Annotated in this window: 12 protein-coding genes; 2 read left to right on the forward strand and 10 right to left on the reverse strand. The window is 50.9% G+C overall.

Annotated features, from left to right (window positions below):
- The first annotated feature begins 98 nt into the window (after positions 1-98).
- Positions 99-725: a biotin transporter BioY gene (locus B1748_RS26125; protein WP_087570889.1), complete on the forward strand. Its 627-nt coding sequence runs from the start codon at positions 99-101 to the stop codon at positions 723-725.
- Between the two features lie 450 nt (positions 726-1,175).
- On the opposite strand, the gene B1748_RS26130 is transcribed toward B1748_RS26125, so the two are convergent.
- The 3 genes from B1748_RS26130 to B1748_RS26140 all read right to left on the reverse strand — a co-directional run bounded on the left by B1748_RS26130 (position 1,176) and on the right by B1748_RS26140 (position 3,982).
- Complete coding sequence (locus B1748_RS26130) at positions 1,176-1,667, reverse strand: YlbF/YmcA family competence regulator (RefSeq protein WP_087570890.1); 492 nt, start codon at positions 1,665-1,667, stop codon at positions 1,176-1,178.
- Between the two features lie 23 nt (positions 1,668-1,690).
- Positions 1,691-3,241 carry a tRNA (N6-isopentenyl adenosine(37)-C2)-methylthiotransferase MiaB gene (gene miaB, locus B1748_RS26135; RefSeq protein WP_256975937.1) on the reverse strand — a complete coding sequence of 517 codons (1,551 nt, stop codon included), beginning with the start codon at positions 3,239-3,241 and terminating at the stop codon, positions 1,691-1,693.
- A gap of 132 nt (positions 3,242-3,373) precedes the next feature.
- Entirely contained in the window at positions 3,374-3,982 is a 609-nt protein-coding gene (locus B1748_RS26140) for a TetR/AcrR family transcriptional regulator (protein ID WP_087570891.1), read from the reverse strand.
- 186 nt (positions 3,983-4,168) lie between these two features.
- On the opposite strand from B1748_RS26140, the gene B1748_RS26145 reads away from it, so the two are divergent.
- The gene (locus tag B1748_RS26145; protein ID WP_087570892.1) at positions 4,169-5,656 is read left to right on the forward strand and encodes a DHA2 family efflux MFS transporter permease subunit; all 1,488 of its coding nucleotides are present in this window, start codon (positions 4,169-4,171) and stop codon (positions 5,654-5,656) included.
- A gap of 82 nt (positions 5,657-5,738) precedes the next feature.
- Here B1748_RS26145 and pduL read toward each other — a convergent pair whose 3' ends face one another.
- The 7 genes from pduL to rny form a co-directional block, all read right to left on the reverse strand.
- Positions 5,739-6,311, reverse strand: coding sequence for a phosphate propanoyltransferase (gene pduL, locus B1748_RS26150; RefSeq protein ID WP_087570893.1), 573 nt, complete (start codon positions 6,309-6,311; stop codon positions 5,739-5,741).
- 105 nt (positions 6,312-6,416) lie between these two features.
- Positions 6,417-7,283, reverse strand: coding sequence for a 2-oxoacid:ferredoxin oxidoreductase subunit beta (locus B1748_RS26155; protein WP_087570894.1), 867 nt, complete (start codon positions 7,281-7,283; stop codon positions 6,417-6,419).
- Entirely contained in the window at positions 7,270-9,018 is a 1,749-nt protein-coding gene (locus tag B1748_RS26160; protein ID WP_087570895.1) for a 2-oxoacid:acceptor oxidoreductase subunit alpha, read from the reverse strand. Before B1748_RS26160 ends, B1748_RS26155 begins: the two co-directional genes overlap by 14 nt.
- A gap of 317 nt (positions 9,019-9,335) precedes the next feature.
- Positions 9,336-10,316, reverse strand: coding sequence for a dipeptidase (locus tag B1748_RS26165; protein ID WP_373271304.1), 981 nt, complete (start codon positions 10,314-10,316; stop codon positions 9,336-9,338).
- Positions 10,317-10,394: 78 nt separating this feature from the next.
- A complete protein-coding gene (locus tag B1748_RS26170; protein ID WP_006036664.1) occupies positions 10,395-10,655 on the reverse strand; it encodes a stage V sporulation protein S in 261 nt (86 codons plus the stop codon).
- A 135-nt stretch (positions 10,656-10,790) separates the two neighbouring features.
- On the reverse strand, positions 10,791-11,585 hold the full coding sequence (locus tag B1748_RS26175) for a TIGR00282 family metallophosphoesterase (protein ID WP_087570897.1): 795 nt from the start codon (positions 11,583-11,585) through the stop codon (positions 10,791-10,793).
- A gap of 75 nt (positions 11,586-11,660) precedes the next feature.
- A complete protein-coding gene (rny, locus tag B1748_RS26180) occupies positions 11,661-13,205 on the reverse strand; it encodes a ribonuclease Y (protein WP_087570898.1) in 1,545 nt (514 codons plus the stop codon).
- Positions 13,206-13,289: the final 84 nt, after the last annotated feature.

A 13,289-nucleotide genomic window follows, 5' to 3' on the forward strand; every position in this document is an offset into this window, starting at 1 on the left:
GGTTCGGCTGAATTCAATATTCGACGTCGAGTATGCTTCTAGGATTACTCCGTAATGGGAAGCGGACTTTTTGAACAACCTCTAAAAGGAGCTATATGATGAAAAATGTACTATCTATTCGCAGCTTAGTGTTCACAGCTCTCTTCTCTGCCTTGTTTATCGTTCTAAGCTTGCAACAGATGAAGCTGACGTTGACGCCTATCCCCATCACGCTGCAGACCTTCGCCGTCATTCTTGCCGGCTTGTTCCTCAAGCCGAAGCAAGCGTTCGCCAGTATCCTTGCCGTCATCGCGTTGACTGCAACAGGATTGCCTCTCATCGGGGGCAAAGGCGGTTTATCGCTGTTATTGGGGCCAACCGGCGGCTTTATCTTCGCTTTTCCGTTCTGCGCCATGTTCATTAGTCTGGTGGTCGGCAAAATGTTGGAAAACGAGAGGCTGATGCGGAACAAGGCCGTCGCGGCTATCGTGCTTTTCGTTATTATGGAAGGCTTGAGCTCCTTGCTTACCTATGTTCTCGGTATTCCTTGGATGATGAAGATCCTCGATTTCACGCTTCATGAAGCATTGGTCGCTGGTTTTTATCCGTTTATTTTAGGAGATGCCATCAAGTCCGCGCTTGGCGTGGCAGTCGCAATTGGACTTGCATCGCTCATATTACGAATTCGCAGCAGTTCGGCTGGCGCACCGTCTGCCAGTCATCAAGAAACGATGATCATTCGTTAAATAACTAATGGGCCGTTGCCTCAAAGGCTATTTGATCGGTTCAATTTCAATAAGTCCTGTGTTGTAAAGACAGCAAAAAACAACCCATAGTCGATTTTAACGACTATGGCACTCGAATTGACAGTAATAACAACCCATAGGCGATTTTAACGACTATGGCACTCGAATTGACAGTAATAACAACCCATAGGCGATTTTAACGACTATGACGCTCAAATTGACAACAAAAACAATCCATAGGCGATTTTAACGACTATGGCGCTCGAATTGACAGCAATAACAACCCATAGGCGATTTTAACGACTATGGCGCTCGAATTGGGGTTGCTTTCAAGTAAACAAATGAAAAACATATGCTTAATCGTCATCACGAAAAACAGATACGGCGAGAAAACCAGAAAAGGCGGTGCAGGGAGATCCCCCAGCACCGCCATTTCGTATGAAATGCAACTTAGTCGCTGCAAGTCTCCGGATCTTCTTCCGGTGTTACGTCTTCCATATTGATACGATCGGAGACCGTGTCGCGAATAACCGTAACGACAAGTTGAAGCAAGTAGTTGATGTCGGATTGGCTTTGCTGAAATTGAGCGACGATCGGAATGCCATCCAGCTCATCCTGCAGCGTTTCCATTTCCGCTTCGATTTTTTTGACCATGTCGGGATTTTTGAACGTCTTTTCGAAGGCGACGACTTCCTTCTGTTTTTTCTTAATCTGACCGATCAACGATTTAACGCGTTCATTATCGTTAATTTGCTGCTCTGCCTTCCGATATTGCTGAACCTCGGCGGAATTGAAGATAACCTCCGCCAGTTCCTTCGTCTTCGCCATAATATCGTCCTTCACGATCAGGTCGCGCGTATGGTACGATGGAATATCCGTCGTGCCGCCAACGTGGCTGCATGCCACTCCGTTCTCGTGCGTATGTCCGCCTTGTACTCCCATCAGTAATCTCTCCTCGATTTACGTTAACTAACGGCTTCTTTCGAAGCCGAATGGACAGGCTCTGCTTTGATATACCAGGTTTGCGCTTCGACGACGCGCGCCTGAACGAACGTTCCGATCCACGACTTGGGCCCTTCCAGATGGACGAGCTTATTTGTGCGGGTGCGTCCGGATAATACGTCTGGATTGTTTTTGCTTTCGCCCTCTACAAGCACTTCAATGATTTCACCTATCAACTCTTCATGCTTCTCGCGGCCAATTTCCGCGATTAAAGCATTCAGCCGCTGAAGCCGCTGCTTCTTGACTTCCATTGGCACATTGTCTTCCATGGCGGCGGCCGGCGTTCCTTCGCGAGGCGAGTAGATAAACGTATACGCCGATTCGAAGCGAACCTGCCGCACCAGCGACAACGTCTCCTCGAACTGCTCCTCCGTCTCGCCCGGGAAACCGACAATAATATCGGATGTCAGTACCGCGTCGGGAATAACATTTTTGATCTTCGCTACGAGCTCCAAAAATCTCTCTCTCGTATATTTGCGGCTCATTTTCTTTAGAACTTCCGTACTGCCGGATTGAACGGGCAGATGAATATGCTCCACTAGATTGCCGCGCTTCGCCAGCACGTCGACGAGATGATCGTCGAAATCGCGCGGATGGCTGGTCATAAACCGAATCCGCGGGATATCGATGGTTCGAATCTCGTCCAGCAGATGACCGAAACGATAGTCGATATCCTCGAAGTCCTTGCCGTACGCGTTCACGTTTTGACCGAGCAGCGTGATCTCCTTATAGCCCTGCCGCGCCAGCTCGCGCACTTCTGCAATGACGTCCTCGGGTCTGCGGCTCCGCTCTTTGCCGCGAGTATACGGCACGATACAATAAGTGCAAAATTTGTCGCAGCCGTACATAATGTTGACCCATGCCCGAAGCCCTTCCCGTTTCTTGGGCATGTTCTCGATAATGTCGCCTTCCTTGGACCATACCTCGACGACAAGCTCCTTGCTAAAATAAGCGGATTGCAGCAATTGCGGCAGCCGGTGAATATTATGCGTGCCAAAGATCATATCGACGAACGAATGTTTCTGCAGAATTCGCCCGACGACCGACTCCTCCTGAGCCATGCAGCCGCATACGCCGAGCAGCAGTCCAGGCTTTTCCTTCTTGAGTATCTTTAAATGTCCCAGTTCGCCAAACACTTTGTCCTCTGCATTTTCGCGAATGGCGCAAGTATTAAGTAAAATGACGTCGGCTAACGTCCGATCCTCGGTTGGCGCATATCCCATGGACTCAAACATGCCTCGCATGACCTCGGTATCATGTTCGTTCATCTGACAGCCATAAGTCTGAATGAGGTAATGTTTGCCGACGCCCATCGTTCTAAGTTCTTCCGGTATAGAGAAGTCGTAATGGACCTTAATGTCTTCTTTGCCGCGTTTCTTCTCATCCGAATGGGATGGCGCCGCGTTAAGCTGAATGTTGCGTCCCTTGATCCGGATGGTCGTTACGCCGTCATCTTCTCCTATAATCTTGGCATCGGAGAAATCAAAGTACTTGGAGTAATCCTTCGTCGTCACTATATACACACATCCCTGTTCGATAATTTCTCTATGGGCGGTGAATCAATTTTAAACAATGAAACATCAATGAATGATTATACCATAACCGCTTGCCGGAATCTATGATTTCATGGATAGTTTCCTTCCGTTCTAATGGAATAACGGCTTTACTAAGGAGTCTACAAATTCGGAGACGATCCGGTCAGACGTATATCCTTTGGTGAAAGCCAGATGTTTGCACGTATGCGGCGATAACACCGAGATGTAGGAATGAGAGATAAATTCGGCGTGAAGATAACGCGGATCGGATTCATCGGCGCCTTCCTTCAACAAGTCCGCGAATATCCCATGCAGAAATCGGTATGGCGGCGATTGTACGAAATCTTCTCCCGTCTTGACGCCTTCATGAATCATCTGCGACTGGATAATCCCCATCCATTTCCACTTATTCTCCAGGAATCGCACAATATAAGTGACGACTTCCCGAATTTTCGCGCAAGGAGACTCCGCCGCATGCTCTTGCAAATACGCGCCGATATCCTTGCTGAATTTCTCGAATTGATCATGCATCATTGCCATGCATAGATCGGCTTTGTTGGAATATCGGCGGTATAACGTTCCTTGTCCGATACCCGCGCATTTGGCGATCTGATGCATGCTGACGGATTCGATTCCTTGCTCCAGGAAAAGCCTCGAAGCCGCATCCAGAATGGCTTGGCTTAGCTCTTCCTTCGACCTCGTATGATCTGATGCAGCCATGACATTGCTCCTTGTTTTCAAAAAAATGCATTGACTTTCGTCATGCCCATTATATATGATTCTAGTTGCGGACAATTGTCCGCTGTATGTGGCTCACTTACATTGTAGCCTTGTCGACATGTAAGGTCAATCCGCAAGAACAAAAGACAGAAAGAGATCCGGTTATTCGGAGTAGGAGGAATCAGAATGTCAGCAGTTAAAGTAAACACGCCGCCCGGCGAAATGTCGATTCGAGGGATCATGCTTCCTCTGCTCGCTATTATTGTCGGGATGTTCATGGTCATTCTCGACGGCACTGCCATGAATGTAGCGCTTAATCAATTTATGGAGGATTTCGGCAGCAGCTTCTCCCTTGTGCAATGGACCGTTACAGGTTACGCTCTCGCCCAAGCTGCCGTTATTCCGCTTGCCGGATGGTTGTCCGATCGATTCGGCGCCAAACGCATTTTCCTCATGTCCATCGTCTTATTTACGCTGGGCTCCGCTCTATGCGCCCTCGCGGGTACGGTCGAGCAGTTGATCGCTTACCGCATTATCCAAGGTCTCGGCGGCGGCATGGTTGCGCCAATCGCCATGGCTTTTACTTACCGGCTTAGCCCTCCGGGCAAACAAGGCGCCGTCATGGGCATGATCGGTATCCCTATGCTGCTTGCTCCGGCCCTCGGCCCCGTTGTAGGCGGCTGGCTCGTCGAATACGTTACCTGGCACTGGATCTTCCTCATTAACCTCCCCATCGGCGTAATAGCCGTTATCGTCGGTCTGCGCACGCTTCCGAATTTGGAGCGGCAGACTGTACCGATGCTGGATACGCTCGGCATGATCTTCGCGCCGCTTGCCTTCGCGGCATTGGCGTACGGCATTAGCTCTGCAGGCGGCGAGCATGGCGGCGGCAATGGCTGGACAGCTCCCGAGACGCTGATCGGGCTTTTCGTTGGCGCTATATCCCTGATCATCTTCATCACGGTCGAACTTCGCCGTACATCGCCCCTGCTGGAGCTTCGCGTCTTTCGTTCCAGCGACTTCACGAGAGGCATCATTCTCCAGTGGATCGTGCAGATCGCGTTGTTCGGCACGTTGTTCCTTTTCCCCGTCTTCCTCATTCAGGCCAAAGGGTACAGCGCGTTCGAGACCGGTCTTATTCTCCTGCCGCAAGCGCTCGCTGCCGGACTCTTCATGCCGATCGGCGGCAAGCTGTTCGATAAGCTCGGCGCTCGTCCCGTCGTATTGTTTGGCCTGCTGCTGGTCTCCACTGGCGCATTCCTGCTATCCGGCATATCGGCGTCGACCACGATCGCGGAAATTATGATTCCGCTGGTTCTGCTCGGAGCAGGCATGGGCTTCTCCATGATGCCGCTCAACACGCATATTATTCAATCGGCTCCAAGGCATCTCGTCGGTCGTGTCACTTCATTAACGGCCGCCGCCCAGCAGGTCATCAGCTCCTTCGCCATTGCGGGATTGTCCACGCTGCTGGCCGATCGGAACAAATCGTACGCCTTGACTCACCCGGCCTCAGATGTCGCTTATCTTTCCTTCGGAGATGCCTTCTTCTTGCTCGCTTGTATTGGCGTATTCGGCGTTCTTGTAGCGCTGGTCCTTCGTAGACCGAAGCAGCAACCCAATGAAGAAGGAGAAAACAAGGGACCTGATGTCACAATGATGATGGGACATTAACGACATGTGAAAAGGCTGCATGCCGGAATTCTTTCATTCCGGGCATGCAGCCTTTTTCGTTTTGATTCCAATTGCGTACCAGTTAGTCGATAATTTCGGCGATATCGCCGTTTCGGACGCCGGCAGCGTTCGCTTCGTCCGTATCGATATGCATATCGAGCGCGAATTCGGGCGATACGCGAGCAACGACATGCTCGAACACCACGCCGCGTTCTCCGCCTACGCGAACGCGAAGCCGAGCTTTATCTTGTATGCCGAATTTTTCTGCGTCGCTCGTATGGAAGTGGATATGGCGAGCGGCTACGATTACGCCTTCCGCAATCGTTACTTCGCCTGCAGGGCCTTGAATCGTGATGCTCGCGGAGCCCGCGATGTTGCCGGACTCTCGCACCGGAGGATTAACCCCAAGCGCGAATGCGTCCGTGCGCGATACTTCCAATTGCGTAGCTTTGCGCGCGGGTCCCAAAATGCGGACTTTCGGGAACGAGCCCTTCGGTCCCACTACGGCTACCGTTTCGTTTGCTGCATATTGACCGGGCTGCGACAACGGCTTCATCTCAGTCAACGCGTAACCCGAACCGAATAATAATTCCACATGCTCTTGCGAGAGATGGATATGTCTCGCAGATACGCCTACGGGCACTTCTTTTTTCATGCTATTCACCACTCCGCTATTTATTTATTAATGATTGCCTTCCTGCTATAATCCCAAAATAAAAGAAAGCATACGGTCAATATGACCGTATGCCCATCATACCATTTATTTAAATTCCGAGACAAGCTGATTGAACTGCTCTTCCGTAATAGCAAGCTCCTGATTGGCCAATCCTTCGGACTTGAAGCCGGTAATCATATCCTCATACGACTTGCGGGTCGTATTTTGGTAGATAAGACCGGTCAGCAATCCGTTAGTCTCCATAATTTTATTCATGGCCGCCATACGATTGCTTGGATCGTAATCCGGGAATCCGTCCAGGCTTACGATATTTTCTTTGAACCAATCATAGGTATTGATCTTGTTAAAGGTGACGCACGGACTGAACACGTTGATAAGCGAGAAACCTTCATGCTTGATCCCCTGCTCAATAAGGCTGGTCAATCCCTTTAGATCGCTGGAAAACGACTGGGCAACGAAGGTCGCTCCTGCCGACATGGCGATCTCCAGCGGGGAGAGCGTCGACTCGATGGAGCCTTCAGGCGTCGATTTTGTTTTGAAGCCTTCCGCGCTTCGTGGAGACGTTTGCCCTTTCGTCAAGCCGTAGATCTGGTTATCCATGACGATATACGTTATATTGAGGTTTCTGCGGATCGCATGCACCGTATGGCCCATGCCGATCGCGAACCCATCGCCGTCGCCGCCGGATGCGATAACGGTTAGCTCGCGGTTGGCCAGCTTAACGCCTTGCGCGATCGGTAGAGCGCGCCCATGGATGCCATGCAGGCCGTACGCGTTAATATAACCGGAGATTCGTCCGGAGCAGCCAATACCCGAAATAACGGCCAACTGCTCCGGCTCCAATCCCACATTAGCCGCTGCGCGCTGAATCGCAGCCTGAATGGAGAAGTCCCCGCAGCCGGGACACCAGTTGGGCTTGACGTTGTTGCGGAATTCCTTAAATGTTGCCATCTTCGCTCATCCCCTTACAAGCTTGATAGACTTCGAGCGGCAGGAACGGATTACCGTCGTATTTCAACAAACTTTTGATCTTGTCGCCGAATCCGGCGTTCATCTTCACTTGTGACGCAAGCTGTGCTGTTGCATTATTTTCGATTACGACAACGCGTTTGGCGCTTTGCAAGTAAGGCGTCAGCGCTTCTGTCGGGAATGGATGAATTTGACGTATCGTAATATGATTGCTGGTCAGTCCGTCCTCCTGCAGCTTGGTTCTCGCCGCGTCGATCGTACCTCCGGTGGAGCCCATCCCGATTACCAGCAGATCAGGGTTCTCATGCGGCGCGTCAATGCGCAGCGCATCGCGAACCTGCAAGCCGTTCAGCTTGCCAAGCCGTTTATCCATCATTTGACGGCGATTATCCGCATTCTCCGATGGACGGCCGACCTCGTCGTGCTCGACGCCTGTAACATGGTGCAGACCGCCCTTGGCGCCAGGCAGCACGCGAGGCGAAATGCCATCCTCTGTGAGCTCGTAGCGCTTGAACAGCTCGTGACCTTCCAGCGGCGGAGTCTCCTTCACCAGCTTGCCTCTATTAATCTCGACCTTGGAGAAGTCCAGCATCTCACAGGATTGTTTGCCGAGCGATAGCTGCAGATCCGTCATGACGATGACCGGTACTTGATATTCCTCCGACAGGTTAAACGCTTCTACCATATCGTAAAAGCAATCCTCGATCGACGCCGGAGCGATAACGATCTTCGGAATTTCTCCGTGCGTGCCGTAGACCATTGCATTAAGGTCGGATTGCTCTTGCTTGGTAGGCAGACCCGTAGACGGACCTCCACGCTGCGTGTTGATGATAACAAGCGGCGTCTCCGTCATGCCGGACAAGCCGATCGCTTCCATCATAAGTGACAAGCCTGGTCCGGCAGAAGCTGTCATCGTTCGTACGCCGGCGTAGTTCGCGCCGATCGCCATGGTGACGGCGGCGATTTCGTCCTCTGTCTGTACGACTGTGCCGCCGAACTTTGGCAGCTTCTTGATGAGATATTCCATAATTTCGGAAGCTGGTGTGATCGGATACGCCGACATAAGACGACAGCCCGCCGCGACGGAACCAAGTCCGATCGCTTCGTTGCCGATCATAAACAGCTTTTGTTTGCCGTCTGCTTCTTCCAGTCTGAAGTCCTCCAGCGGACCGCCGGCTTGCTCCAGAACGAACTCGGCGCCATTTTTTACGGCTTCGATATTTTTCTCCACTATGGCCGGGCCCTTGCGTCCGAATTCTTCTTCGACCGCCTTGTTAAATACATCCAACGGCAAACCAAGCAGCGCCCAGGACGCCCCCGACGCAACCATGTTTTTCATCAGCGAGGTGCCCAGGTCCTCTGCGATCTTCGTGATAGGAACGGCGAACAACCTGGCATCGACGCCTTCCGGAATGGTGGGACCAAACTTCGCGTCCGCAACGACAACGCCGCCGGGACGAAGCTCATGCGCGTTGAGATCAATGCTCTCTTGATCGAACGCGACGAGAATGTCGAGATCATCCGAAATCGCACGAATCGGCTTCGTGCTGATTCTGATTTTATTATTCGTATGTCCGCCCTTGATCCTGGACGAGAAATGACGGTATCCATATAAGTAATAACCTAGTCGGTTAAGCGCTGTAGAGAAGATCCGGTCGGTACTTTCCACCCCTTCTCCCTGTTGTCCTCCGATCTTCCATGACAATTGGCTAATCAAAATGTCCATCTCCTCTGCATCATGAGAAATCCTCTATCGAAGCTTTTCGAAGTTGAGCGACCGCGTTTAGAGGTAGGATTTATCGCCAATAAGAAAGTCGTTTTCGGGGACCGAAAACTTATACTTTCTTATGTGGTAAAAAAGCCTGACAACTTCGATAACTTGAGCCATTATATAATAGAAGCTGTATCGTCACAACAATTTTATGTTGGAAGCTGCCAAATTGCAATATGTAAACGTTTAATTAAAACATAACATGTTTCGATCATAATGATACCATTATGAGATGGCATAGCTAGTAAAGGAATTGCCGCGCGCTAAACGGCCGGGAGATTCTCCCGCAGAAACGTTAAGGCATTGTTCTGCATAAAACCTGCAACTTGAACTTCCGAATAACGAGCCAGCAGTGCCTCCTTTAACCGATACACTTCGCCTGGATGCTTCAGGTCCGTCATATAAGAATCGATCCCGTCGAAATCCGAGCCTAACATAATATGTTTCTCCCCGCCCAGCGCACATATATGCTCGACATGCCCCAGCAGATCAGCCACGCATGCCTCCCGGTCCGACGTTACGAACCAAGGCACAAAGGTGATCCCCACTCTGCCTTCTCCCTGAATAATGGCCTGCAACTGCCTGTCGGTCAAGTTGCGCGGATGATTGCAGACGGCTCTTGCATTGGAGTGGGATGCGATAATCGGCTTCGTCGATAGTCCAGCTACATCCCAGAAGGCTTGCTCCGACAAGTGGGAAACATCTACAATGATGCCAAGCTCATTGCATGCCGACACGAACTCCCGACCTTTTCCCGTCAGCCCCGATCCCCGCGGCTCCATGATGCCGTCAGCTGCCCAATTCCCATCGTTCCATGTCAGGCCAGCCGCCCGCACACCCAGCCTGTACAATAGCCTAAGCATCGACAGCCGCCCTTGCAATCCGCTCACGCCTTCTAGCGATAACAGAGCGCCGGTTTTCCCGCTAGTTATACTGGACTCCAGATCAGCTGCGCTTGTGACCAGCTGCATCTCTTGGCATGACAATATACGTTCGTAGAACAAATCGACGGATTCCAGAACAGGTTCGATATTGGCAGATTGGCGGGGCGATATATAAATAGCGAACGTCTGCAGCATGGTTCCAGATTGGCGCAACCGCTCATAGGTGACGTCAAGAGTCCCGTCGGCCCCGCCTTGGAACGTAAGCGCGTCGTTCTTCCGCATCTTGCTAAGCACATCGCAATGGAAATCGATCATAATAAATTCCTCCTTCTTTATTCGCTGCCAAACACGGCGAACGATACATTTCTAAAAAGCAAAAAACCTGTCTACGTTGTAAACAGGCCTCAGTGGACGACAACGATGGATGTATGCCGCTTGTTATCTCGGCTCGACGATGAGCTTAATAGCAGTACGATCTTCTCCGTCAATGACAATATCCGTAAATGCCGGTATGCAGATGAGATCCACCCCGCTCGGGGCCACAAATCCACGGGCAATCGCTACCGCCTTGATCGCTTGGTTGAGCGCGCCGGCGCCAATCGCTTGCAGCTCCGCTCCACCTCGTTCACGCAGAACGCCAGCTAATGCGCCTGCGACTGAATTTGGATTGGACTTGGCTGATACCTTTAATACATCCATGAATAGTACCTCCCCTAGAATGTTGGATGGATTCCACATTTACAATACTATTCGAGAGAATGAGAAAGATTCCTGCTTTTTATGGACTAACTTAACAAAGTATTCTGAAAAGTCAGAATATGAAAAAAGACTTCTCTACATGAGAAGCCAATCCTCTTCCGTCATCCGAATTTTATCCAGCTTCAAGGCGCGCCCGCCGCCATCCTCAATCGTTATGACAAGTCCGTGCAAATGCCACTTGCCCTCATCCACAACAAATCTTGCCGGAAGTCCCGTCAGGAAGCGGTGCAGCACAGCGTCGCGCTCCATCCCCAGCACGCCTTCCTTGGAGCCGACCATCCCTACGTCCGTTAGATAACCCGTGCCACCGGGAAGGATAGTGTCATCATTCGTCTGCACATGCGTGTGCGTGCCAAGCACGATGGAGGCGCGTCCGTCCAAATACCAGCCCATCGCAATCTTCTCCGAGGTCGCTTCAGCATGGAAATCAACCAGAATGTTATTTGTATGCTCCTTCGCTTCCTCGATCAGCTCATCCGCTTTGCGGAATGGGCAGTCATTCGGAGGCAAAAAAGCTCTTCCTTGCAGATTAATGATCGCCAGCTTTTTGTTGCCCGTGCCGATGATCGCCATCCCTTGCCCTGGCGCTTCTGGCGAGAAATTGCCGGGGCGCACGATGCGGGGCTCATCGTCAATCCACTCGAAGATATCCTTGTTGTCCCATGTATGATTACCCATCGTAATTCCATTAACGCCGGCGTCAAAAAACTCTTTCGCGATCGCTTTCGTGATGCCTCTGCCAGCTGCGGCATTTTCCCCGTTTACGACGATCAAGTCCGGATTATGTTTACTTCTCAGCGAGGGCAACACTTGCTTAAGAGCGCCTCTTCCTACATTCCCGACGATATCGCCGATAAATAATACTTTCATCGTTGTGTATCCTTTCTTTATGTAGCCCATCATGCAGAAAAGTGGCTGACTGGCAGCCACTTTTCAACATCATGTTTATTTGGCATATTCGACTGCCCGTGTCTCACGAATAACCGTAACTTTAATATGTCCCGGATAATCGAGTTCAGCCTCGATTTTTTTCGTAATATCGCGAGCAAGACGGAATGCTTCCGTATCATCAATCTTTTCTGGCTGAACCATAACGCGTACTTCGCGTCCTGCTTGAATCGCATAAGACTTCTCGACGCCGTCGAACGATTCTGTAATCGCTTCGAGCTTCTCCAGTCGTTTGATATACGTCTCCAGCGTTTCGCGCCGTGCGCCAGGCCGTGCAGCCGACAACGCATCCGCGGCACCTACGAGCATCGCGATAACGGAAGTGGCTTCCGTATCCCCGTGATGGGATGCGATACTGTTGATGACGACGGGATGCTCCTTGTATTTCTTCGCAAGCTCCACGCCGATCTCGACATGAGAACCTTCCACTTCGTGATCAAGCGCTTTGCCGATATCGTGCAGAAGTCCGGCACGCTTCGCCAGCGTAATGTCCTCGCCAAGCTCTGCTGCCATGAGTCCAGTCAGATAAGCAACTTCCATGGAATGCTTCAGTACGTTCTGACCATAGCTTGTACGGTATTTAAGTCTTCCAAGAATCTTGATCAGATCTGGATGTAAGCCATGAACCCCAACCTCGAAAGTCGCTTGCTCGCCATATTCGCGAATGCGCTCGTCGATTTCCTTGCGGGACTTCTCGACCATCTCTTCGATGCGGGCCGGGTGGATACGGCCATCGGCCACCAGCTTCTCAAGCGAAGTACGGGCAATTTCGCGTCGGATTGGATCAAAGCCCGACAGAATGACCGCTTCCGGTGTATCGTCGATTATGAGATCGATACCGGTCAATGTTTCCAAAGCACGGATATTGCGGCCTTCACGTCCGATAATGCGACCTTTCATCTCTTCATTCGGCAGAGTGACAACGGATACCGTCGTTTCTGCTACATGATCGGCTGCGCAACGTTGGATAGCCAAAGAAATAATGTCACGCGCTTTTTTGTCGGCCTCTTCCTTCGCCTGCTGTTCGATCTCCTTGATCATCTGAGCCGTTTCGTGACGAACTTCCTGCTCGACGTTGTTCAGGATGATCGACTTCGCATCTTCCATTGTCAAGCTGGAAATACGCTCCAGCTCGCTAAGCTGCTGTTTATAAATGGAATCAATTTGCTCTTGTGTTTCTTCGATTCTTTTCTCCTTGTTGGCTACGATTTCTTCTTTGCGTTCTAGCGCTTCCAACTTCTTATCCAGCGACTCTTCCTTCTGGAGCACGCGTCTTTCCAGACGTTGCACCTCATTGCGTCGCTCGCGGATGTCTTTTTCAGCTTCTGCACGTAGTCTGTGGACTTCGTCTTTCGCCTCAAGCACCGTTTCTTTCTTTTGAGCTTCTGCGTCTTTTTTCGCATTTTCCACGATTTGAACCGCAGCTTGCTCAGCGCTCGAAATTTTGGCCTCGGCAATTGACTTGCGATAAAAATAACCAATCCCAAAGAAAATTGCGCCAACAAGGACAGAGACAAGAATCAAGATCCAGGTATCAACCATCTTGTTCACCTCCTTGCTGCATACACCAAGGCACTGCTTGGGATGTTATTTGGTTTTTAACCGGCTTCCAAACCGTTTCATCAT

The sequence above is a fragment of the Paenibacillus sp. MY03 genome, assembly GCF_002165585.1.
Classification (GTDB): domain Bacteria; phylum Bacillota; class Bacilli; order Paenibacillales; family Paenibacillaceae; genus Pristimantibacillus; species Pristimantibacillus agaridevorans.

Bases quoted from the DNA above. Each gene is read 5' to 3' on its own strand.
- B1748_RS26125 (WP_087570889.1), top strand. From the start codon at position 99: ATGAAAAATGTACTATCTATTCGCAGCTTAGTGTTCACAGCTCTCTTC.
- B1748_RS26130 (WP_087570890.1), bottom strand. From the start codon at position 1,667: ATGGGAGTACAAGGCGGACATACGCACGAGAACGGAGTGGCATGCAGC.
- B1748_RS26140 (WP_087570891.1), bottom strand. From the start codon at position 3,982: ATGGCTGCATCAGATCATACGAGGTCGAAGGAAGAGCTAAGCCAAGCC.
- B1748_RS26145 (WP_087570892.1), top strand. From the start codon at position 4,169: ATGTCAGCAGTTAAAGTAAACACGCCGCCCGGCGAAATGTCGATTCGA.
- pduL (WP_087570893.1), bottom strand. From the start codon at position 6,311: ATGAAAAAAGAAGTGCCCGTAGGCGTATCTGCGAGACATATCCATCTC.
- B1748_RS26155 (WP_087570894.1), bottom strand. From the start codon at position 7,283: ATGGCAACATTTAAGGAATTCCGCAACAACGTCAAGCCCAACTGGTGT.
- B1748_RS26170 (WP_006036664.1), bottom strand. From the start codon at position 10,655: ATGGATGTATTAAAGGTATCAGCCAAGTCCAATCCAAATTCAGTCGCA.
- B1748_RS26175 (WP_087570897.1), bottom strand. From the start codon at position 11,585: ATGAAAGTATTATTTATCGGCGATATCGTCGGGAATGTAGGAAGAGGC.
- rny (WP_087570898.1), bottom strand. From the start codon at position 13,205: ATGGTTGATACCTGGATCTTGATTCTTGTCTCTGTCCTTGTTGGCGCA.